Genomic DNA, 20,250 nt, shown 5'->3' with positions numbered 1-20,250 from the left:
GAGGAATAGAGAGATGGTTGATTTTGGTGGAACTTACGACGCCAGCAATGGCGAAACGATGGAAACGCGGGACGCTCTTCCCGCTGGCGAATACATCGCCTCCATCGTGAAGAGCGAAAGAAAAGACGCAAAGACGGCAGGCAATGCCTACGTCAATGTCGAGTTTGAGGTGATGGAAGGGCAGGCGGCGGGCCGTCGGTTCTGGACCATGCTGAACCTCTGGAACAGCAATCAGCAGGCGGTGGAAATCGCACAGCGCGAACTCAACTCGATCTGTCATGCCGTGGGTAAGCTTCGGGTTTCTTCTTCGGAAGAACTGCACGGAATCCCGATGCGCGTCACCTTGGGCCAGAAAACCGACAGCTACGGCACCAAGAACACGGTCAAGGGCTACGCGCCGATGAATGGGGCTGGGGGTCAAAGCCAGCAGCAGCAGCAATCCAGCGGCGGCAGTTCTGCGCCGTGGGGCCGTCGTAGCGCCTGATCTAGCCGGGACGCCGCCAGCAGTCGCCAAACCTTCGGCGGCGTCCCTCTCCCAAAAAACCCGCTTCTTTGGAAGCAAGCCATAGGAGGTATCCTTTATGGCACGGAGCATCTTTGCCCCGCTAGAGGGCAATACCGTCGCGCTTTGCGAACTCACGGGGCCTTTTGCGCCCTGCCGCAAGTGCGGCTGCAAAACCGCAACCGTTACCGTCGAACCCGTCGGCATCCATCTTGGTGGACTGCGCTGCACGTCCTGCAACTCGATCACGTCTTGGCTGGGCCGCGATCACCTTGCCGCAATGTTGGCAAGCACCATGGGGAGGGCTGCGTGATGGGCGGCAGACTTCCAACCCGTCAAGATGATGAGCTTCATCTGCGCGCCGTGCGGATGCGAAGCATCGGTGTGAGCGCGGCAACAACAGCCCGTCGCCTTGGCCTTGAATCGGCGCGGGCGCGGGTGATCACCAATCGCATCAAGCAAGCCGACATCAAGGAAAGCGGTGAGCCGCAGGACGTGGTTCGTTCGGCATATTGGGGAGATGCCGCGTGACCGATCTCCCCCCACCCCCAATGCCAACGGTCGACGCAATCTTCGCCGCCCGTGCCGCCGCATACAACAGCCGCACCCAATATGAAGGCTACGGCATCGGCGCATCGGATCTAGGCCAGGATTGCGACCGGGCGATCTTCTATTCCCTTCGGTGGGCATCGCCACAAGAGGAAATCGACGGTCGCAAGGCCCGCATCTTTGAGCGCGGCGATATTGAAGAGCGGCGTGTCCTTGACGATCTGCGGGCTATCGGTGCGGATGTGCGCGAAGCCGATCCGGCAACGGGCAAGCAATGGCGCTTCTCGCTCGCCAACGGCTTTATCCGAGGCAAGGCAGACGGGCGCATATCGGGCATCCCCGATGCGCCAAAGTCCGAGCATGTGCTGGAAATCAAGAGCCTCAAAGCCTCTGACTTTCGGGCCATCCTCAAACATGGGCTGGCCAAGGCCAAGCCGATGCACTGGCACCAGCTTCATGCTGGCATGGCCGCGCTTGGCATCGACCGTGGCCTATACATCGGGACCAACAAGGATACGGAAGAAATACTGACGGAGCGGGTCAAGCTAGATCAGGATCAGGCCAACCGCCAAGAGGCGCGCGTCCTATCCGTTCTGGACATGCACTATGCGCCCGGTCGGATCAGCGACAAATCCGACGCCTTCGCTTGCCGCTTCTGCAAGCACAAGGGCGTTTGTCACGATGGCTTCGCCGCACGGCGCAACTGCCGGACCTGCATCCACTGGACCTTCACAGAGGACGGCAACGGCCATTGCAGCCGCTTTGACGAGCCGCGCAAGCCGGATCAGCAGAAGCGGACAGACTGCCCCGCGCATCTGTTCCTGCCCGCCCTAGTGGCCGGGGAGCAGATCGACGCCGACCCCGACGCTGAAACCATCACCTATCGCCTCTCCGACGGTTCGATCTGGATCGACGGGGAAAGCCATCATCAATCCAAGGATCAATGACATGCCTTTCATGACAATCATCGAAGGCGGCGTATCGCTGCTCTACTGCAACGGCGTCTTTCGGCAGGCCAATCTCTACCACCGCAACGGCGATGTTTACGCCAAGTGGGGCGCTGGCTTTGTCCGCCTTGGCGCAGGCGGTGCAACATCGCATCCCAACGTCAAGTGGCGCGAAGTCGATACGGGCAACGCGGGCATGTGGCGGGAAAACATTCACCGCGTGGAGTTCATTCCGGCGGCAACCCATATCGAAATGGTGGCAGCATGAAACTCTCCATCGAAACCAAAGCCCTGCAATCCGGCCTTGCCATCGCAGGCCGTGTGATCAGCGCCAAAGCCCCGTGGCCGATTTTGTCCAACATCAAGATTGCAGCCCAAAAGGACAAGATCACCCTGTCCGGCTGCAACGGCGATACGACATTCGAGGCGGACGTCGCGGCAACCGTCACAACGCCGGGGGCAACGCTTCTGCCCTTCGATCATCTGGTCAAATTCATCGCTGCCGCCAAAGGCACAACAGTTGAAATCGAGGCGTCCGGCAGCGGCTATGTTGTCAAATCGGGGCGCGGGCGCATCGTGCTGGCTCCGTCCAATCTGGAAGATTATCCGGCATATCGTCCGCCAGAAGGTCAGGCCGGAACGCTGGACGCCACGACCCTAAACGCCGCTCTCAAGTTCTGCGTTGCCGCAGCTGACGACAGCGAGGCGCGATACTACCTGCAAGGTGTCTATGTGGCCGAGCGGAATGGTGGCCTGGAGTTTTGGGGAACCGACGGCCACGCACTGCACCACACCGAAATCGCGGAAGCCGATCCGATTGGCGGTGGCGGCATCCTCCCGACCGATGCCGTGGGGATCGTCACTAATATCGCCGACCGCCATGACACTGTGCAGCTTTTGGTCTGTGAGAGGGGTTGGCACATCATCACTCCGTCCGTCCGGGCTTTCGGAAAGGTAATTGACGGCTCCTATCCAGACTGCCGCCGCGTCTTGGCGGGATTTACGGATTGGCGCGAAGTCATCGCTGGGCCCAAGGATGAGCTTATCGCCGCCCTGTCCGTTGCCGCCTGCGGTACCGACGAAGGGGCTGGCGGGACGCGCCAACTGGTGATCCGGGGCAAGACGGACAACCCCGTCATTGCCTTCGGTCGCGGGGCGCGAGGCGGGGTTATGTCGACTGGGCGCGCCGAAATGGACGTTCGGGCAAAGGCGGACTTTGCAGGCTGTGTCAATTCCAAGCTGATGCAAGCCGCGATCACCGGGATTGGTGCGTCCGACGTGACGATCCAGCACTGTGGCGCGGCTTGGAAGGTCGAGCCGTCGCAGAAATCCACCACCTCAGAAACCTACGCCATCGTCATGTCTATCCGGGCATCTGATGAGGAGATGGCCGATGCAGCTTGAGGTATCAAATCATCTGCCAGAATTGAAATTCACAGATCAGGTTATGGAGAACCTGAAAGAATATCATGCGTTTTTGGCTGAAAAAAAGAAAATTCAATGGGCCTATATCTACGGCTTGATTGATCCAAGAACTGATGATGTCCGCTACATTGGTAAGTCAATCAGGCCATATCAGCGACTCCAAAACCATATGAACGATGTGTCAAAATGCCATCGCTCTCACTGGCTTCAAGAGCTTAAACGCGCAGGCCTGAGACCAGAGCTTTGGATTATGGACCGAATTGAGGCCGATGCAAATTGGCAAGAGTTGGAGCGCGATTACATTGAGCATGGCCACTTTGCAGATTGGCCACTGACAAATAGCACGTCTGGCGGGGATGGTGTGTGCAACCTTCCACCAGAAACGCGCGAACGGATGAGGGCGACGTGGTTGGGCCGCAAGCACCGCGCAGAAAGCCTTGTGCGTATTGGAGACGCATCGCGCGGCAGACATCACAGTGAGGACCATAAGGCCCGAATGAGCGCCATCATGGCAGGCAGGAAAATAACTTGGGTATGCAAGGTCTCTGCCGCCTTGGCGAAGCTTTCTCAAGAGGATCAATCTGCGATTTTACAGTCTTTGAGTGAGGGTGCGACCGTTAAGTATTTGGCGGAAAAATACGGCGTTCACCGCACCACCATAAGCAAGGTTAAAATGGGACAGTACGCCCCACGCGCCTCAGGTGGAGTGGCCGCATGAAACTCCGCGACTATCAAGAAGAGGCCGTCGCCTCGATCTTCAAGCACTTTGAAGATCACACCACAAATCCCCTTGTCGTCGCCCCCACGGGGGCGGGCAAGTCCGCGATCATCGCCGATTTTGTTCGGCAGGCCTGCACAATCTATCCGGCCACGCGCATCCTGATCGTGACCCACGTGAAGGAGCTTATCGCGCAGAACCATGCGCAACTGCTGCGCTTCTGGCCACAAGCCCCGGCTGGCATCTACTCCGCAGGGCTTGGCCTAAAACAGGGGTCGCGTCAGATCGTCGTGGCAGGCGTTCAATCCATCGCCCGCAAGATCAGGGAATTCAAACCCTTTGATCTGGTGATCGTGGATGAGGCGCACCTGATCCCGAGATCCGACAATACGCTCTATGGCAAGCTGTTTGCTGGCCTCAAAGCATCCAACCCTGCGATCAAGATCATCGGTCTGACCGCCACGCCTTACCGCCTGGACAGCGGGCGGCTGGACCGTGGCGAGGGCGCGATGTTCGGGCGCATCTGCTACGATATCCCCGTCGGCATGCTGGTGGAGCGCGGATACCTATCCCCGCTGGTCAGCAAGCGCCCCGGCATGACCTTTGACCTCAAAGGCATCCGGACGAAGATGGGCGATTGGTCCGAAAAGGACATGGCCGCGCGCTTCAACACCGATGAGGTGACAGAGGCGGCGGTGACAGAGATTGTCACCCTCGGAGCCGACCGCGCCTCTTGGCTGCTGTTCTGCATCTCTGTTGAGCATGCCGAGGCCGTGCGCGACAGCCTGCGGTCAAAGGGCATCAGCTGCGAAACCGTGACGGGGGCAACCCCGGCGCAAGAACGGGCGCGGGCGCTAGATGCTTACAAGGCGGGCAGGGTTAGGGCGCTTACATCCGTTGGGGTTCTGACAACAGGCTTTGACGCGCCGCGCACCGATCTTCTGGCCTTCCTGCGACCGACGCAATCCACGGGCCTTTATATCCAGATGGCGGGTCGCGGCATGCGGACCCATCCCGACAAGACGGACTGTCTTGTTCTGGACTTCGCGGGCAACGTCGCGCGCCACGGTCCCGTGGATGGCATCACGGCACCGGAGGAAAAGCGGAAAGGCGAGGGTGAAGCACCGACCAAGTTCTGCCCGGAATGCGCGGAAATCCTGCTTATCGCGGCGCGCGAATGTCCCTGCTGCGGCTTCCTATTCCCCGAGCCGGAAAAGAAGATTGAGCGCACGGCAACCACTGAGGCGATCATGAATTTGACCGCCGAAGAGGTGTGGCATCCCGTGACCGACTTCGACGTGGCCCGTCACAAAAAGGACGGATCACCAGACAGTCTGCGTCTTGAATACCTGATCAACGGGCAAGTGATCCGCGAATGGGTTTGCATCGAGCATACAGGCTTCCCGCGCCAAAAGGCCGTGCGCTGGTGGGAAATGAACGCCACTGGACGCGCGCCGGATACCGTGACTGAGGCGCTTGATCGGCGGGCTGATATTCGGCGTCCGGCTGAGGCGGTGCTGATCCGAGAGGGCAAATATCACCGGATCAAGCGGATGCGGTTTGGGGAAAACAACTGGGAAAGGGTGGCGGCGGAATGAACCTCGCACAAGGAAACCTCTTGGCCATCTTCCATGCTGGCCTTGTCCATCGCTGGCACCGCAGCCCGTTCCTTGCCCATACCGTTGATCGACTGGACGGGCATCAAGGCCGTGTAGCCCGCATCATCCTCATGCTGCACCCGTCGCCATCAAGGGCGCTGATCTTCCATGCCTTGACCCATGATGACGGGGAGAGCGCGACCGGGGACGTGCCGTCTCCAGCCAAGAAAGCCAATCCGATCCTTCGTCGCGAGTTGGAAATCATGGAGGATGAGCGGCGGGCAGAGTTGTGGGGCGCGGATGACCCGCTTTCCCAGTCAGATCAGCTTTGGTTCCACTTCGCCGACAAGCTGGACGCCTTCATGTGGGCCAAGCATCACCGCGCCCCGATGGACGGCGACGGCTGGCCAGAAGCGCGCGAATGGCTTGCCCTGTGCGCTGTCGAGTTCGGCCGGGAGCGTGAAGTCCTGCCCCTACTCGGAATTTGTTCCGGAAAACCTTTTGAGGTGGCCGCATGACCGCCTTCCTTCCAGGCTTTCCCTGTGCCGTGTGCCGAAGGGCGTCTACCGGATTTTCAATCCATCGCCCCGGCCATCCCGTCGCTCAATTCTGTTCCGAGGGCTGCATGTCCGCTTATACCAAAAACCCAAACCTGACCGCCGATGAAGCCGCCGCCGCATGGGCTGGGGGCGAGGATGGGGGGCAATACCTAGACAGCATCGGAAAATTCGATCTGCGGAGCCTGTCCGAAAAGGAATGGGGCGAGTTTTGCGGGCGCGTATTTGCTGGCGCTTGCGCTGATCTTCGGCGGCGCGCCGATGATACAATTCCGTTTTGAGGTAAGCATATGAAAATCCTTATAGGCTGTGAAACCTCTGGCGTCATGCGCCGCGCCTTCTCTGCTCTAGGCCATGATGTTTGGTCAGTTGACCTTCTGCCATCTGAGGACGGCAGCAACCGCCACATCATCGGGGACGTGCGAGACTATCTAAACGAGGGCTGGGACTTGCTGGCGGTAATGCACCCGCCTTGCACCCGACTTTGCAATTCCGGTGTGCGCTGGCTGTCCGTGCCGCCACCGGGGCGTACTCTCCCCGACATGTGGGCCGAGCTGGACGAAGGCGCGGCGCTGTTTGCCGCCTGCTGGTCCGCACCGATCCCGCGTGTGGCAGTCGAAAACCCCGTCATGCACAAACACGCAAAGGCCAGAATGCCCGCTGACCTTCCCGCGCCCCAGATCGTCCAGCCGTGGTGGTTTGGCGAACCGTTCTTCAAGGCAACGGGGTTTTATCTTCGCGGGCTTCCCAAACTTGCCCCGACCTATCGCCTGACCCCGCCAAAGCCGGGGACGGCAGAGCATAAGCAATGGTCCGCCGTCCATCGCGCGCCGCCCGGTCCTGATAGGTGGAAGTTCCGCAGCCGCACATTCGATGGAGTGGCGCGCGCATGTGCCGACCAATGGGGTAATGCGATGATGGGGGAAATGGTAGCATGACCTCCCCCTATTCCCTCTACTCCGACACGCTGCGCGACAACGGCTATCACGTCATGCCGGCCATGCCGGGGGCGAAGATCCCCGGATCGTTCCAAAACGGCCATTGGCAACCGCTCAACCAATGGTCCAAGTGGTGCGACGATCTTCCGCCAGAGTTCATCCACACCCGCTGGCAGGATTGGCCCGACGCGGGCATCTGTCTGGCCCACGGCAACGTGGTCGGGCTGGATATCGACACCGACCGGAAAGACGTCGAGGCCGCAGCCCTTTCCGCCATCACTCCATCGCCAGCCCGTAAGCGGGGGGCAAAGGGCTGGACGGGCTATTACCGCGCCCCGGCATCGATCCACCATTCTGCCCGCGTCCGCTGGTATGACGGCGAAAAGGTGGCCGTCGAACTCTTGCTGCACGGCACACAATCCGTTCTGCCGCCAACCATCCATCCAACCACAAAGAAGCCTTATCAGTGGATCACGCCTGACACGCTGGAAAGCCTGTCCATAGATGACTTGCCGCAACTGCCTGACGATGCAGTTGACAGGCTGGATCGGGCTTTCGCCGAAATCGGCCTAAAGCGGCAAGCTCCGCGCAAAGCCCCCGTAAACGGGGCAACCATCGATCCGACCGCGCCCGATCTGGAAAAACCATTGGGCCGTTCGATCAATGACCGGGCAATGGAGGCAATCGATAAGTGGTGGCCTGACCTCAACATGCCAAAGAGCCGCAACCGGGGCCGCCCAGGCTTCTGGGAGGCTGTTCCCTATTGGCGCGTGTCAAACTCTGGCCGCGCCCCGCAAGACCGAAACCCCAATCTGCGGGCGTCCCCAAACGGCATCGTGGATTTTGGGGCGGACGTGACCTATACGCCCGCCAGCCTTGTGATGGTCGTAAGGGATTGCAGCTACGGCGCGGCGGCGGAATGGCTCATGCCGTATCTCAGGCCAGAGCCGGGGATTGATCTGGCGAATTTTCATGTTCCTGAGGTTCAATCCATTCCAGAACCAGAACCCGAACCCACACCAGAACCAATCCCAACCAAGTCACCCATATCACCCTTAACCAAATACCTTGATCGGCCATCAACGCGCCCAAAGCCAAGGACGCCAACCCCGGTATCACCAAGAGAGTTCGCATCCCTGTTTCCATCCGACTGCCCGCCATTCCCGATACAAGACTTCCATCGTGATCTGTCAGGCCTGTTGCGTGACCTGACGATCTACATCGACGAGGCGGCAAACATGCGATCAGAGCAGGGCGCTTTCGGAGCCGCACTGGCCATGCTTGGAACAATCCTCAGCCGCAAGGTGGAGATTTCCGAAACCGGACTGCGGACCAACATCTATGTGATCGGCACGGCTGAATCCGGCGCGGGCAAATCATCAGCTATGAACGCCATGCTGCGGGCCTGCGATGAGTTTGGCGTGTCCGACCGCATGGCAGGGTCAGACTTCACGTCAGGCGCGGCTATCCTGCGCGAGATGGATGACGGCAAGCCCAAGCTGTTCTCAATCGACGAGTTCGGGGACGTGATCCGGCGCGTCCTGAACCCCCGTGCCGCCGCTCATGAGCGCGATATCGGGCGCATCCTGAAGGACATGTATTCGTCAGCGTCCGGCGTCTATCGGGGCAAGTCCTACGCCAACCAAGACAGGCAAGACCTGATCGAGCCGCATCTGTCGCTTTACGGCGTATCCACGCATGAGGCGTTTTGGGAAGGCATCGACGGCAAGTCATTCAACGATGGCCTGCTGGCCCGCTTCATCTCAATCCCCATCGGCATGACGGAGCCGCAAACGCCGTCCTGCGGGCGCTACGACTTGGTGGCAGATGGCATCAAGGCTGTGTGCGCAGCGGGGCAGGCCAAGGGCAATCTGGCGGGCGCGGTTGATGTGCCGACGCCTGCCAAGTTGGATACGGTGATCTTCTGCCGATGGATGGATGACAGGGCGAAGTATCAGAGATACAGCGATCACGCCGCAAAGGAGAGTATCCCCGGCGCACCATCGATCATCAATCGGATCTGTGAAAACGGGATGAAAATAGCGATGATCAACGCGGCTGGGCGGATGCCTGATGCGCCAATCATCACCGACGATGACTATGATCTAGGCATCGCCGTGGCCCATTGGTCCGCTATCTCAATGATGTGCGATATCGCCAAATACTACGTTGAAAACGCCTCGCACAAGAACCTCAAGCGCGTCCTTGAGTTCATCATGCAGGGTGGTGCAAAGGGGCGTAGCAAGTCGGAAATCACACGCGCCATGCAGGGCGTCTTTGTGAACAAGACGGAAGGCGACAACATCATATCCGCCCTCAAGGCCGCAGAGCAGGTGGTGGAGGTAGCCCGCCAGACGCAAACCAAGCCCGTGACAGCCTACGTTGCTGCGGAGTTCGTAAGGCCGGATTAAGTCAAATCCCGACTAAAAAAGTATGGCAAAAGGCCCCTTCGGGGGCCTTTCTGCTGTAATCTTTCAAATCTTTCATAAATCTTTCAGTGACACTTAGCCGATGCTGCGGTGCAGCAAGTATATGTTTTTAAATGATATATCTATAGGAAGAGAAATAATTCAAATTTTTCAAATCTTTCTAGGGGGGGTGTTGTTTATGGGGTTACATAGCTAGACCCCCCCCTAGTATTATTTGAATTATTGAAAGATTTACCCAAAGGCACTTTTCCCCTTCCATGGGGCTTGGCCTGTTTGGTATGTTGTGCAGGCCAAACCTTCGCCGCGTCCTGTGAGGACGCAAGATGACTAAAACCACTCGGAACGCCCAATGATCTGCCCAGAGCGCAACCTCTGGCAAGCGGCCCTTTTGCTGGCGCTTTACGACGCCACCCGCCCGATCACTTCGGCTGAGGCCCGCCGCAACAAGTCCGACGCTCATGCCTGGATCAAATCGGGCCGCAAGGACTTCCGGCGAGTGTGCGAGTGGGCAGGCTTTGATCCGGACATGGTGCGAGATGCCTACCTGTCGGGGCTGGTTCGGGTCGAGAATGTGCTGACCCAAAAGCAGATCAGCCGGATGGTGGCGTGATGGGCAAGCGGAAGGTCAAGAAATCTCAAACCTCCATCGCCGCCACGGCTGACGTATGGGAGGACCGCGACGGCAAGGCTAGACCCACGGCAGAGCGCCGCGCCAAGGGCATGTTCCGGCTGGTTGACGGCGACGACGCCGGGGTAACTGTTGCAGTTGACCAATGCGCCACCATGCTTGATTGGCTTGCCCTGCGCGGTATGATCGACGGCGACCAAGCGGCGGCTGGCCTGTTGCTGGCGGGCTTGCTTGAGCGGACGCGGCTAGTGGGGCAGGGGCGCTCTTGCCTCAACTTCGATCCCGTTGGGCGTGACGGCGACGAAATCAGCCCGCAAGCCGTGGAGGATGAACGCGACCGCGCGGAGATCTACATCGGCGTCGGCATGGCCGCATGGGCAGAGTTGCGCCGCGTGTGTCAGGATGGACAGGGGCCGCGTGACTTGGACAAGCTGCGGTATGGGCTGGATCACTGCGTTAAGTTTTGGAGGATTGCGTGATGCAAGAACAGAAGTGGGTTCGCACTGATGTGTGCGAGTGATGCGCGGCCTGTGCCGAAGTGGATGCGCAACGGCTTTGTGCGTAGAGTTTCGCGCTGGATCGTAAATAAGCTGTGTCCGGGGCTGGTAGATGAGTTGCTGCACTTTCGTGGAGCGCATTTCTCTTTGCAGCTAGAGAACAGTTATCTGCGTGAGCAGTTGAAAATGGCGCGAGTTGAGATACAGAAGCTATCAGGAGGCGATGATTGATGACCGACATTCACAAGGAAGCACTGGAATACATCTTCGGCGCGGGTTGCGGCGCAGGTATCGATTGGGAACGCGTTGTTAGGGAGAAACTGACGCCGCCACTACCGCTGCCGTATCACTACGCGATGATGTTCTATTCGCCGTGGATGCCGATCGAGACAGCACCGAAGGATGGGACCGAGTTTCTCGCCCTAAACTATGACGGCTTAATCCTTCACTGCGATAAGGTTTCTACATCCTTTCTCGGCAACCTGTTTTATAGCGTTAAAGGCTCCACCGCACATTGTTCCCCAACCCACTGGATGCCTCTCCCCAAACCTCCCTCTTGAACCGCCGCGAAGCGTCACAAGGCGCTTGAGAACATTTAGAGAACACATACAATGGTCGGGCCGAAAGCAGTTGAAGCCTGCAATCGGCCCTAACCTCAAACGATGAAGGGCATCGTCTTATGGCTATTCACCAACCTATCCGAGTAGAGGGCCATCGTCCACGGCTCAACCAAGAAGCGCCGTGGTCCGACAAAGCAAAGAAGTCCGCCATAGCACAGGATCGTCAGCGCGCGGTTCTATACGTAATCCAGCGCGAGGGAAGCCGCATTTGCAAGGTGGGGCGGACGACCCAACTCAAGCAAAGGCTTTTGGAATTGCAGCGCATTACTCGATTCAGGCTGAATGTCCAATTTTGGGCGGAAGTCATGGCATATGATGCATCGCGCGTTGAAACCGAGGCCCTGAGCAACATCTGGAGCGCATTTGGTCGCCAAAGGGTTTCTGAATGGCGGATCGTGGAACCTGCTAGCGCGGCAGAGGCAATCGTTAACGCTTGTCAGAAGCTAGGCGTTCGCATCTTCGCAATGGGCGGCTTCCCCGGCGCGCTTGACCCATCGATGAGTGAGGTCAAAGAGCTTCTGTGCGAACCCGTCGAGTTTATTGATAAGTGGGGCAGGCTGCCACGTGAAGAATATGCGCCACAAGCGCGCTCAGTAAGCATTTGACGCGGCACCGCGACATGTGCTATTTTCTCGCCTAGATAGGTATGCCCAATCGAAACCCTCGCCACAAGCGAGGGTTTTTTCATTTCTAGACCAAGGTGAACCAAGATGGCAGGCAAGCGCAAAGAGGGGCGCGGCAGGCCTTCGGACTATGATCCGGCGATGTGCGATAAGGTCATTGGCCTTGGCGACACGGGGATGGGCAAGTGTGAGATGGCCCGCGAACTGGGGATTGCCTATAACACGTTTGAGGCGTGGCAGGATGAGCATCCTGAATTTCTGAAAGCCGTAAAAGAGGCTTTGGCCCGTTCGCAGGCTTGGTGGGAACAAAATGGACGCATTGCCACGTTCGGCGGCGTCCAAGGCTTCAACGCCACATCCTACATCTTCCAGATGAAGAACCGCTTCCGGCAGGACTGGAATGACACGGTTCGAACCGAACTCACAGGCCGCGACGGTGGCCCGATCCAAACGCAAGATGTGACCGTGGAGGCCTTGATTGACGAAGCAAGGCGACTTGGCATCGATCCAGAGGCTCTTGGCCTCAATCAAAAGGGTTAACGTCAACCCGCAAGGCAAGCTGCTAGACTTCGCCAGGTATATGTTTCACGCCCGCGAAGGGATGCACCTGATCGAGGGGCCGCATCACAAGCTGATTGCCGAAACGCTGGATCGAGTGCTGGCAGGCGAGATTAGCCGCCTGATCATCACGGTTCCGCCCGGCTACACGAAAACTGAATTTGCCGTTGTTAACTTCATCGCAAAGGGGTTTTTGCTCAACCCGGCATCGCGCTTCATCCATGCGACGTTCTCTGACGATCTTGCCCGCGAAAACTCAGATAAGGTCAAAGGCCTGATCCAGCTTCCCGATTATCAGGCAATCCAGAAGGTCAGCATCCGCGCCGACTCAAGCGCCAAAGACCGATGGAAAACGGTCGAGGGCGGCGGGATGCTGGCAAAAGCGGCGGGCGGGCCGATCACAGGCTTTCGGGCCGGATACATGGATAAGGCGCGCTTTACCGGGGCGCTGGTGGTTGACGATCCGCTCAAGCCGGATGACGCTTTCAGCCCCGCACGGCGGCAAGCGGTTAACAAGCGGGCCACAAACACGTTTCGGTCGCGTCTGGCGCATGACGGTGTGCCGATAATCGTCATCATGCAGCGGCTGCACAGCGATGACTTTGTGGGGCATCTGCTAAAAGGCGGCACGGGCGAAAAGTGGCATCATCTCGATCTGCCCGTATGGGTGGAGCGGGGGATGGAATACCCCAAGGAATGGATGCACGGGATACCGATCCCGCATGACCTGCCAGAAGGGCCGCTCTGGCCCGAAAAGCACGACGCGGCTGAGATCGAAATCCTGAAGGCGGATAGCTACACGTTTGCCAGCCAATACATGGGTCGTCCCGTATCGGCTGAGGGCGCGCTGTTCGACATGGACGGGTTCCAATGGTGGCATGAGTTGCCGCCGTTTACCTACACATGCGTTTATGTCGATACCGCGCAAAAGACGGGTGAGCGGAACGATTACAGCGTCCTGCAACTTTGGGGCAGGGCGTCGAACGGGATCTACCTGATCGATCAGGCGCGGGGCAAATGGGAAGCGCCGGAACTGGAAAACGCGGCGATTGCGTTCTGGTCCAAGCACAAACAACCTTCGCCGCCACGGGCAATGAAGGTTGAGGATAAAGCCAGCGGCACAGGGCTGATCCAATCGCTGCGGCGCAAGGGCATCCCGGTAGTGGGTATCCCGCGCAACAAGGACAAATACACGCGGGGCCTGGACGCGGCGCCGTGGATTGCATCGGGGCAAGTCTACCTGCCCGCCAATGCCACGTTTACCCCGGCACTGCGCTTGGAATTGCAGAACTTCGACGGCTTGGGTTCGGGTCACGATGACCAGTGCGACCCGGCCATGGACGCTATCGCTGAGATGCTTGCGGGCAACTCCTACACACTGGACAACCTATGAACGTGATCCGCAACATATTTGACGGGCTGTCCAACTTCACTGCCAACCTTGGCAATGGGCGGGACAAGGCATCCCACTCTTTCTACAGCTACACGCCCATGTCGCAGGAGGCGTTGCTTGCCGCCTATCGCGGTGCATGGCTTCCCGGCAAGATCGTGGATATCCCAGCCGACGACGCTTGCCGGATGTGGCGGGCGTGGAACGCAAAGCCGGAGCAAATCAGCGCGATTGAGGCTGAGGAGAAACGCCTTGGCCTGCGGATCAAGCTGCGGCAGGCGTTGAAACTCGCACGGCTGTATGGCGGCGCTGCGCTGCTGATTGGCACGGGCGATGCTGATCCGTCCTTGCCGCTCAACCCGGAAACGGTTCGGCGCGGTGGCATCCGCTATCTGACGGTGCTTTCGCGCTTTCAACTGGTGGCGGGGGATATCGACCTGGACCCCACATCGGCGGGCTTCAATAAGCCGATGTTCTACACGGTGAGCGCAACTGCACGTCAGGTGCGAGTGCATCCGTCGCGCGTGGTGATCCTGATCGGGGCAGGGGTTCCGAGCTACTACGACGCTGCCGAACAGGGCTGGGGCGACAGCGTTCTGAACAAGGTCTATCAGTCAATGTTGCAAGCCGATGGCACAAGCGCAAACGTCGCATCGCTGGTGTTCGAGGCGAAAGTCGATACCATCGGCGTCCCCGGCCTGATGAACCGCATCTCTGAGGCCAATTACGAGCGGCAGCTTAACAAGCGGTTTTCGCTGGCAGAGACGGCAAAAGGCATCAACGGGACGCTTATCCACGATACAGAAGAGGTGGTTGGCCAGAAGCAAGCCAACTTCGCCAATCTGCCCGATGTGATGGATCGGTTTTTCCAGAACGTCGCCGGGGCGGCGGATATCCCGGTTACGCGGCTGTTCGGGACAAGCGCCAAGGGTATGAACGCTACGGGCGAAGGCGACCTGAAAAACTACTACGACCACATCAAGGCCATGCAGGAACTGGACCTGACCCCGGCCATGTATGTGCTGGATGAGTGCCTGATCCGTTCCGCGCTTGGGTCGCGCCCTGCTGAGGTGCATTGCGCATGGTCGAGCCTGTGGCAGACCACGGAAAAGGAGCGCGCCGATATCGGGCTGGTGACAGCGAAGACAGCCAAGACGCTGGTTGAGGCTGCGCTGTTCCCAGAGGCAACGCTGGCAGAGGCCACGGCTAACGCGCTGATCGAGGTCGGGGCTATGCCGGGGCTTGAGGGCGCTATCGCTGAGTTCGGCATGGAGCGCGATGAGCCGACCGAGGAGGATGATCTAGTGGCCCTGCCGCCGCAGGACGTGGAGCCTATCCGCGATCAACGTGAGCGCAATATGAACACAAACGTGGGTCAAAAAGATGAATGATATTCTTCCAGATGTTGTTGGTGGCGGTAATGTGATTCGCGAGGCAATGCCTGTTGTTGGCTTTGACACAGCCGGAAACCCCACAGCGGGGCCGGGTGCCGCTTATTCAAACGGCACCAGAGAACACACAACCAGCACCATTTCTAGGCGGGCCATTGGCGCAACAACTGCGGCGTTTGCGTTGCCCGCAGTTGGGCCATCACGCGAGATCTACGTCATGGCGAACACGCGCTGCTTCTTCAAAACTGGAACATCGACCGTGACTGCCGCGCCGGGGGACAGCCACCCACTCGCTGTAGACGAGCGGTTTTATTTCCGCGTTCCAGACGGCCACACGCACATCGCGGTGATCAGGGACGGCAGCGACGGCAACATCACAATCTGTGCGGTGAAGTAATGCAGCCGGGGCGAGCTGGATCAATCGGCAGGCTTGGCCTGTCGGCGGGCCGTCGCGCATGGAGTCCCGCGTTGCTGTTTGCAGCGGGCGACGTGGGCTGGTTCTTCGACAATACGCGCGCAAGTCTTTTTCCGACCGACCCGGCGGTCAATTCGGTGTTGGTTGGGCAGGGCATCGCCTTGCAGACGGGGCGGGCGCTTGGTGTGAACCGCAGTCAGCCCAACGCTGGTGCGCGGCCCCTCTATGCAGAGCATCCGGCGTCAGGAGTCCGCAACTTTGTCAACGGATCGGCTGATCCCGGCAATAATGCAGTCTGGGTGCCCAGTGCTACTAGCAACGGCGTCACGATCACGCGGGTAGCATCAGGCATTGACGCAGATGGACTGCCCTATGCTGACTACACTGTGGTTGGAACTGCGACGGCTGTCTCATTCATATCCGCTCTGGCCCACTCCGCGTCACGAGTTGCCGCGCGCCCAGGCCAGCAATTCACCACCAGCTTTCGCGCGCAGGTCATCGCTGGGACAGTCCCCCCTGTGGATTGCGGAGTTCGCGCTGAAATGCGGGGCGAAACCGCGCCTGCGGCAGATATTGAAGGAAGCGCTAGTGTCGTTTTCAGATCAACAACAGAGGGCGTTGTATCACATACATTGACCCTCGCCGCAGGCACTACGAACCAAGCGCGTGGAACTGTTGTGTTCCGTACGATAAGCGGCGCGACGGTAAATTACACCGCACGCGTCAAGGCGGTTCAGTTCGAGCGCGGACCTTTCCGCACGAATTACCAGTTCAACTACGCCCGCCACCGGATCGAAGAGCCGGGCTTCGCGCAGGTCGGCCATGTCCTCTACGACGGTGTAGATGATTTCATGCAGACGCCTGCGCTTGCCTTCGCGGGCAAGGACAAGGTGACGGTTTGCACGGCGATTGCGAAGATTTCGGACGCGGGGCGCGCGTCGGCTCTTGAATTGGGAGCGGGGCCATCCCCGCGCTTCAACATCGAAGCGCCGGACGTGGCGGGGCGTGATGCGTATGCGTTTGGGACGGGTTCTTCTACAGTGGCGACGGTTGGCACAGCAGGCTTCCCAGCCCCCGACACAGCGGTCGTGACGGGTATCGGCGACATTTCCGGCGACGTGTCAATCCTGCGCCGCAACGGTCTGCAAATCGGTCAAACCGCAGCCGACCAAGGCACCGGGACGTATCAGACTGCGCCTGTATTCTTCGGGCGGCGAGGCGGCACATCGTTCCCCTTCAATGGGCGAGAGTATGCCTCATTCGGCATCTCACGCCTGCTATCGGCGGGCGAACTGGCGCAGCTTGAGGCTTGGATGACCCAGCGGATAGGAGGCATTGCAGCATGAAAAGCGCCGTCCTCATCGCCCCCGGCAGCGCAAGAGCGGCAGCTAACGCGCTGGCCGCGAAAATGGGCTGGGGCACGGAAAACTACTCCGTGCCGCTGTCCCCCACTGGCGCGACCCCGGCGACTCATTGGGGTTGCAGGGCTGACGTTTCTGACAGCTTTGTCGCCCTGCTGGAAAACCCGCCTGCCGAGGCGGTTGCAGTGATCGCGGTGTTGACGATTGACCTCCGCGAAGGTGGCGACCCGAGAGGCCACTTCCTTGAGGTGATCGCCTCACTGGGGCTGCAATTCGTGCAGTCGGAAGACTGACCTCGGCGCGATCTAAACACCCGTAAGGAAAACCCCCATGATCCTGCATGACAATGCGACCGTCTCCGGCATCCGCCGGACGGCGGAAGGCTACCTTGTGGCCGATGCAAAGGTGGCCCGCACGGGCATACAGCTTTATTCCGGCGCTGAACTCGGCCTGACAGACCGCCCCATCGTGCGCGTCTGGCGTCCAGAGGATGAGGTATTCGCAGACAAGGCCATGCGAACCTTTGCCCATCGGCCTGTGACCATCAACCATCCATCGGATCTGGTAACGGCGGACACTTGGAAGTCGGTTGCCGTAGGGCAGACGGGCGATGAAGTCATCCGCGACGGCGCTTTCGTGCGCGTTCCCCTTGTCCTGATGGACGCCGCCGCGATTGCCGCTGTCGAGAGCGGCACCCGCGAATTGAGCATGGGCTACACGTCCCAGATCGAATTTGCCGACGGCGTTACCCCGGACGGCGAACCATATGACGCGATCCAGCGCGACATGCGGATGAACCACCTTGCCATCGTCGCCAAGGCGAGGGGCGGTTCTGAGTTGAAAATTGGCGATAAGGAGACTGACATGGCGGACGCCATCAAAACCCGGACTGTCATGGTTGACGGTCTGCCTATCGAGGTAGCGGACGCCGCTGCCACGATCATCGAGAAGCTGCAAGGCGACCTGACTGCCGCCCGCAAGCAAGTGACTGACGGGGAAACCGCAATCGCCAAAAAGGACGCTGAGATTGACGATCTCAAAGGCAAAGTCCTGACCGACGCGCAAATCGACGCCCGCGCCCAAGCCCGCGCCGATCTGCTGGGCAAGGCCCGCGCCATCGCCGCAACCATCGTCACCGACGGCAAGTCTGATGCGGAGATCCGCAAGGCCGCTGTTGTGGCCAAGCTGGGCGACGCTGCCGTTGAAGGCAAGTCCGACGCCTATGTGGAAGCCCGCTTTGACATCCTCGTTGCCGATGCTGACCCGATCAAGGGGCAGGGCAAAGAGACCGTCAAGCTGGGCGATGCTGACAAGGCATACCGTGAAGCAACCGCCGAACTGACTTCGGCATGGAACAAGAAAGGGGCCTGATATGCCTGCAATCCAAACGAACTACCCCGCCGAAATGGCGGCGGCTTACGAGGGCATGATTGCCAACACGGAGCCGAACAACCTGATCTCGCGTCAGGTCGAGGGCGCGGCCATCGGCTTCGGCAAGGTCGTGAAGCAAGGGACCGCCTCTAATGGCGTTGCCGCTGCAACCGCCGCTGCTGACGTGGTGCGTGGCATCACCGTGCGCGATCAGTCGGTTGACGCTAACTCGCCGAACCTTGTCCCGGTCAACGAAAGCGCGCTGATCCTTCAGCGTGGCGTGATCTGGGTCACGGCGGGCGAAAGCGTCGTGGCGGGCGACCCCGTCTACATGGTCGTCGGCACGGCGCAGGCTGGCCGCTTCGGCAAAACCCCCACCAACAACCTCGCAATCCCCCGCGCCATCTTCGACAGCGCTGGCGGCGTGGGCGCGCTGGTCAAAGTTCGTATCGGCTAAGGAGGCCGCTGAACATGCAGATGAATTTCAATGACGCGGTGCAGGCCAACCTTGGCTTTGTGACCTCGCAAACCTCTCACATCGAGGCAGGCGTCTATCGGATCAAGTATCCCGATGTAGACTACGCCTCGCTGATCCCGGTCGATACCTCGGCAGGCGAGTGGTCCAAGTCGGTGACGTTCTACTCGATGGACGCCGCTGGCCGCGCCGACTGGATCAACGGCAACGGCAAGGACATTCCCGTTGTCGGCGTCGGCATGGAGAAGTTCGAGAGCGCGGTTTACACCGCTGGGATCGGCTACTCCTACGGCTTCGAGGAAGTGAACCAGGCGCGGATGCTCGGCATCTCGCTGGACGCGGAAAAGGCCTCTGCGGCCCGCCGCGCATACGAGGAAATGATCTACCGCATCGCCTTCAATGGCGACAGCGCGAAGTCGTTCCAAGGCCTGTTCAACTACTCGGGCGTTCCGGCGGCGTCGGTCGCGGCGGATGGCACGGGCGCTTCGACCCTCTGGGCGAACAAGACCCCGGACCTGATCCTGCGCGATATCAACGCGCTGCTGACGGGCATCCACACCTCCACTAACACGGTGGAAATGGCCGATACCCTGATCCTGCCGATTGAGCGCTTCATGCTCCTGTCGTCGCAGCGTCTCGGCGATACGGCGATGACCACGCTGGAGTTCCTGCGTCAGTCTAACGTGTATACCGCGACCACGGGCCAAGCCCTGACCATTCGCGGCATGCGCGGGCTGACCACGCAGGGCGCTGGCAACACCGCCCGTATGATCGCCTATCGTCGGTCGCCGGAAGTACTGAAGCTGCACATCCCGATGCCGCACCGCTTCCTGCCCGTGCAGGTGGAAGGCCTCCAGTTCACCGTTCCGGGCGTGTTCCGCCTCGGCGGTCTGGATATCCGCCTGCCGCGCGCTGTCAGCTACGGCGACGGCATCTGATCGAGATGGGGGCGGGAAAACTCGCCCCCTCTTTCATTGGGAAAGGGAAACAGCACGAATGATCACCAAGGGAAAATACCGAGTTGGCGTCAGCTTTAACCCGTCAAAGAGCAACATCGTTGATGACATCAAGACTGCTGCCGCCGATCTGATCGACCTGATCGAGGGCATTGATCTTCTTGTCCCGTGTGACGCCGGATCGACGCGACAGGGCGAAGTGGCGCGCCTCAAATCACTGGCGCAAACCGCGATTGAAGAGGGTGCTATGTGGGCCGTGAAGGCCGCAACCAAACCCGACCCGCATCAGAAATGAATTGAAG

The 20,250-nt window shown here is 59.6% G+C and carries 26 protein-coding genes; all 26 read left to right on the top strand.

Annotated elements, in window-relative coordinates; translation table 11 throughout:
* The first annotated feature begins 13 nt into the window (after positions 1 to 13).
* The 26 genes from RSE12_17105 to RSE12_16980 all read left to right on the top strand — a co-directional run bounded on the left by RSE12_17105 (position 14) and on the right by RSE12_16980 (position 20,243).
* Positions 14 to 484, top strand: a complete 471-nt coding sequence (locus RSE12_17105; protein WRH62069.1) for a DUF669 domain-containing protein — start codon at positions 14 to 16, stop codon at positions 482 to 484.
* Between the two features lie 97 nt (positions 485 to 581).
* On the top strand, positions 582 to 815 hold the full coding sequence (locus tag RSE12_17100; GenBank protein WRH62068.1) for a hypothetical protein: 234 nt from the start codon (positions 582 to 584) through the stop codon (positions 813 to 815).
* Complete coding sequence (locus RSE12_17095) at positions 812 to 1,033, top strand: hypothetical protein (GenBank protein ID WRH62067.1); 222 nt, start codon at positions 812 to 814, stop codon at positions 1,031 to 1,033. The genes RSE12_17100 and RSE12_17095 overlap by 4 nt, the downstream gene beginning before the upstream one ends.
* A gap of 20 nt (positions 1,034 to 1,053) precedes the next feature.
* On the top strand, positions 1,054 to 1,998 hold the full coding sequence (locus RSE12_17090; GenBank protein WRH62066.1) for a hypothetical protein: 945 nt from the start codon (positions 1,054 to 1,056) through the stop codon (positions 1,996 to 1,998).
* Between the two features lies 1 nt (position 1,999).
* Complete coding sequence (locus RSE12_17085) at positions 2,000 to 2,266, top strand: hypothetical protein (protein ID WRH62065.1); 267 nt, start codon at positions 2,000 to 2,002, stop codon at positions 2,264 to 2,266.
* Positions 2,263 to 3,402 (top strand): DNA polymerase III subunit beta, encoded by a 1,140-nt coding sequence (locus RSE12_17080; protein WRH62064.1) that lies wholly within the window; start codon positions 2,263 to 2,265, stop codon positions 3,400 to 3,402. Before RSE12_17085 ends, RSE12_17080 begins: the two co-directional genes overlap by 4 nt.
* A complete protein-coding gene (locus tag RSE12_17075; GenBank protein WRH62063.1) occupies positions 3,392 to 4,141 on the top strand; it encodes a hypothetical protein in 750 nt (249 codons plus the stop codon). The genes RSE12_17080 and RSE12_17075 overlap by 11 nt, the downstream gene beginning before the upstream one ends.
* On the top strand, positions 4,138 to 5,739 hold the full coding sequence (locus tag RSE12_17070) for a DEAD/DEAH box helicase (protein WRH62062.1): 1,602 nt from the start codon (positions 4,138 to 4,140) through the stop codon (positions 5,737 to 5,739). The genes RSE12_17075 and RSE12_17070 overlap by 4 nt, the downstream gene beginning before the upstream one ends.
* Positions 5,736 to 6,257: a YfbR-like 5'-deoxynucleotidase gene (locus tag RSE12_17065; GenBank protein WRH62061.1), complete on the top strand. Its 522-nt coding sequence runs from the start codon at positions 5,736 to 5,738 to the stop codon at positions 6,255 to 6,257. The genes RSE12_17070 and RSE12_17065 overlap by 4 nt, the downstream gene beginning before the upstream one ends.
* Positions 6,254 to 6,577: a hypothetical protein gene (locus tag RSE12_17060; GenBank protein WRH62060.1), complete on the top strand. Its 324-nt coding sequence runs from the start codon at positions 6,254 to 6,256 to the stop codon at positions 6,575 to 6,577. Before RSE12_17065 ends, RSE12_17060 begins: the two co-directional genes overlap by 4 nt.
* Before the next feature lie 9 nt (positions 6,578 to 6,586).
* Complete coding sequence (locus RSE12_17055) at positions 6,587 to 7,234, top strand: hypothetical protein (GenBank protein ID WRH62059.1); 648 nt, start codon at positions 6,587 to 6,589, stop codon at positions 7,232 to 7,234.
* Complete coding sequence (locus RSE12_17050; GenBank protein ID WRH62058.1) at positions 7,231 to 9,645, top strand: bifunctional DNA primase/polymerase; 2,415 nt, start codon at positions 7,231 to 7,233, stop codon at positions 9,643 to 9,645. Before RSE12_17055 ends, RSE12_17050 begins: the two co-directional genes overlap by 4 nt.
* A gap of 367 nt (positions 9,646 to 10,012) precedes the next feature.
* Positions 10,013 to 10,273, top strand: coding sequence for a hypothetical protein (locus RSE12_17045; GenBank protein WRH62057.1), 261 nt, complete (start codon positions 10,013 to 10,015; stop codon positions 10,271 to 10,273).
* Entirely contained in the window at positions 10,273 to 10,770 is a 498-nt protein-coding gene (locus RSE12_17040; GenBank protein WRH62056.1) for a hypothetical protein, read from the top strand. Before RSE12_17045 ends, RSE12_17040 begins: the two co-directional genes overlap by 1 nt.
* 248 nt (positions 10,771 to 11,018) lie before the next feature.
* On the top strand, positions 11,019 to 11,348 hold the full coding sequence (locus RSE12_17035; protein WRH62055.1) for a DUF551 domain-containing protein: 330 nt from the start codon (positions 11,019 to 11,021) through the stop codon (positions 11,346 to 11,348).
* A 119-nt stretch (positions 11,349 to 11,467) separates the two neighbouring features.
* Positions 11,468 to 12,013 carry a GIY-YIG nuclease family protein gene (locus RSE12_17030; protein ID WRH62054.1) on the top strand — a complete coding sequence of 182 codons (546 nt, stop codon included), beginning with the start codon at positions 11,468 to 11,470 and terminating at the stop codon, positions 12,011 to 12,013.
* 105 nt (positions 12,014 to 12,118) lie between these two features.
* Positions 12,119 to 12,571 (top strand): hypothetical protein, encoded by a 453-nt coding sequence (locus tag RSE12_17025; GenBank protein WRH62053.1) that lies wholly within the window; start codon positions 12,119 to 12,121, stop codon positions 12,569 to 12,571.
* Between the two features lie 40 nt (positions 12,572 to 12,611).
* Positions 12,612 to 13,982 (top strand): phage terminase large subunit, encoded by a 1,371-nt coding sequence (gene terL, locus RSE12_17020; protein ID WRH62052.1) that lies wholly within the window; start codon positions 12,612 to 12,614, stop codon positions 13,980 to 13,982.
* A 2-nt stretch (positions 13,983 to 13,984) separates the two neighbouring features.
* On the top strand, positions 13,985 to 15,370 hold the full coding sequence (locus RSE12_17015; protein ID WRH62051.1) for a DUF1073 domain-containing protein: 1,386 nt from the start codon (positions 13,985 to 13,987) through the stop codon (positions 15,368 to 15,370).
* The gene (locus RSE12_17010; protein WRH62050.1) at positions 15,363 to 15,767 is read left to right on the top strand and encodes a hypothetical protein; all 405 of its coding nucleotides are present in this window, start codon (positions 15,363 to 15,365) and stop codon (positions 15,765 to 15,767) included. The genes RSE12_17015 and RSE12_17010 overlap by 8 nt, the downstream gene beginning before the upstream one ends.
* Before the next feature lie 71 nt (positions 15,768 to 15,838).
* The gene (locus tag RSE12_17005; protein WRH62049.1) at positions 15,839 to 17,131 is read left to right on the top strand and encodes a hypothetical protein; all 1,293 of its coding nucleotides are present in this window, start codon (positions 15,839 to 15,841) and stop codon (positions 17,129 to 17,131) included.
* Positions 17,128 to 17,439, top strand: a complete 312-nt coding sequence (locus RSE12_17000; GenBank protein ID WRH62048.1) for a hypothetical protein — start codon at positions 17,128 to 17,130, stop codon at positions 17,437 to 17,439. The genes RSE12_17005 and RSE12_17000 overlap by 4 nt, the downstream gene beginning before the upstream one ends.
* A gap of 37 nt (positions 17,440 to 17,476) precedes the next feature.
* Positions 17,477 to 18,517, top strand: a complete 1,041-nt coding sequence (locus RSE12_16995) for a DUF2213 domain-containing protein (protein ID WRH62047.1) — start codon at positions 17,477 to 17,479, stop codon at positions 18,515 to 18,517.
* 1 nt (position 18,518) lies between these two features.
* Positions 18,519 to 18,974, top strand: coding sequence for a hypothetical protein (locus RSE12_16990; protein ID WRH62046.1), 456 nt, complete (start codon positions 18,519 to 18,521; stop codon positions 18,972 to 18,974).
* Positions 18,975 to 18,988: 14 nt separating this feature from the next.
* Positions 18,989 to 19,930: a DUF2184 domain-containing protein gene (locus tag RSE12_16985; GenBank protein WRH62045.1), complete on the top strand. Its 942-nt coding sequence runs from the start codon at positions 18,989 to 18,991 to the stop codon at positions 19,928 to 19,930.
* A gap of 58 nt (positions 19,931 to 19,988) precedes the next feature.
* Positions 19,989 to 20,243 carry a hypothetical protein gene (locus RSE12_16980; protein ID WRH62044.1) on the top strand — a complete coding sequence of 85 codons (255 nt, stop codon included), beginning with the start codon at positions 19,989 to 19,991 and terminating at the stop codon, positions 20,241 to 20,243.
* Positions 20,244 to 20,250 lie beyond the last annotated feature (7 nt).

This window comes from Fuscovulum sp. (assembly GCA_035192965.1).
Taxonomy (GTDB): Bacteria; Pseudomonadota; Alphaproteobacteria; order Rhodobacterales; family Rhodobacteraceae; genus Paragemmobacter.
This window is presented reverse-complemented; position numbering and strand designations above follow the sequence as displayed.

Bases quoted from the DNA above. Each gene is read 5' to 3' on its own strand.
- RSE12_17105 (WRH62069.1), top strand. From the start codon at position 14: ATGGTTGATTTTGGTGGAACTTACGACGCCAGCAATGGCGAAACGATG.
- RSE12_17100 (WRH62068.1), top strand. From the start codon at position 582: ATGGCACGGAGCATCTTTGCCCCGCTAGAGGGCAATACCGTCGCGCTT.
- RSE12_17090 (WRH62066.1), top strand. From the start codon at position 1,054: ATGCCAACGGTCGACGCAATCTTCGCCGCCCGTGCCGCCGCATACAAC.
- RSE12_17085 (WRH62065.1), top strand. From the start codon at position 2,000: ATGCCTTTCATGACAATCATCGAAGGCGGCGTATCGCTGCTCTACTGC.
- RSE12_17080 (WRH62064.1), top strand. From the start codon at position 2,263: ATGAAACTCTCCATCGAAACCAAAGCCCTGCAATCCGGCCTTGCCATC.
- RSE12_17075 (WRH62063.1), top strand. From the start codon at position 3,392: ATGCAGCTTGAGGTATCAAATCATCTGCCAGAATTGAAATTCACAGAT.
- RSE12_17070 (WRH62062.1), top strand. From the start codon at position 4,138: ATGAAACTCCGCGACTATCAAGAAGAGGCCGTCGCCTCGATCTTCAAG.
- RSE12_17065 (WRH62061.1), top strand. From the start codon at position 5,736: ATGAACCTCGCACAAGGAAACCTCTTGGCCATCTTCCATGCTGGCCTT.
- RSE12_17060 (WRH62060.1), top strand. From the start codon at position 6,254: ATGACCGCCTTCCTTCCAGGCTTTCCCTGTGCCGTGTGCCGAAGGGCG.
- RSE12_17055 (WRH62059.1), top strand. From the start codon at position 6,587: ATGAAAATCCTTATAGGCTGTGAAACCTCTGGCGTCATGCGCCGCGCC.
- RSE12_17050 (WRH62058.1), top strand. From the start codon at position 7,231: ATGACCTCCCCCTATTCCCTCTACTCCGACACGCTGCGCGACAACGGC.
- RSE12_17045 (WRH62057.1), top strand. From the start codon at position 10,013: ATGATCTGCCCAGAGCGCAACCTCTGGCAAGCGGCCCTTTTGCTGGCG.
- RSE12_17040 (WRH62056.1), top strand. From the start codon at position 10,273: ATGGGCAAGCGGAAGGTCAAGAAATCTCAAACCTCCATCGCCGCCACG.
- RSE12_17035 (WRH62055.1), top strand. From the start codon at position 11,019: ATGACCGACATTCACAAGGAAGCACTGGAATACATCTTCGGCGCGGGT.
- RSE12_17030 (WRH62054.1), top strand. From the start codon at position 11,468: ATGGCTATTCACCAACCTATCCGAGTAGAGGGCCATCGTCCACGGCTC.
- RSE12_17025 (WRH62053.1), top strand. From the start codon at position 12,119: ATGGCAGGCAAGCGCAAAGAGGGGCGCGGCAGGCCTTCGGACTATGAT.
- terL (WRH62052.1), top strand. From the start codon at position 12,612: ATGTTTCACGCCCGCGAAGGGATGCACCTGATCGAGGGGCCGCATCAC.
- RSE12_17010 (WRH62050.1), top strand. From the start codon at position 15,363: ATGAATGATATTCTTCCAGATGTTGTTGGTGGCGGTAATGTGATTCGC.
- RSE12_17000 (WRH62048.1), top strand. From the start codon at position 17,128: ATGAAAAGCGCCGTCCTCATCGCCCCCGGCAGCGCAAGAGCGGCAGCT.
- RSE12_16995 (WRH62047.1), top strand. From the start codon at position 17,477: ATGATCCTGCATGACAATGCGACCGTCTCCGGCATCCGCCGGACGGCG.
- RSE12_16990 (WRH62046.1), top strand. From the start codon at position 18,519: ATGCCTGCAATCCAAACGAACTACCCCGCCGAAATGGCGGCGGCTTAC.
- RSE12_16985 (WRH62045.1), top strand. From the start codon at position 18,989: ATGCAGATGAATTTCAATGACGCGGTGCAGGCCAACCTTGGCTTTGTG.
- RSE12_16980 (WRH62044.1), top strand. From the start codon at position 19,989: ATGATCACCAAGGGAAAATACCGAGTTGGCGTCAGCTTTAACCCGTCA.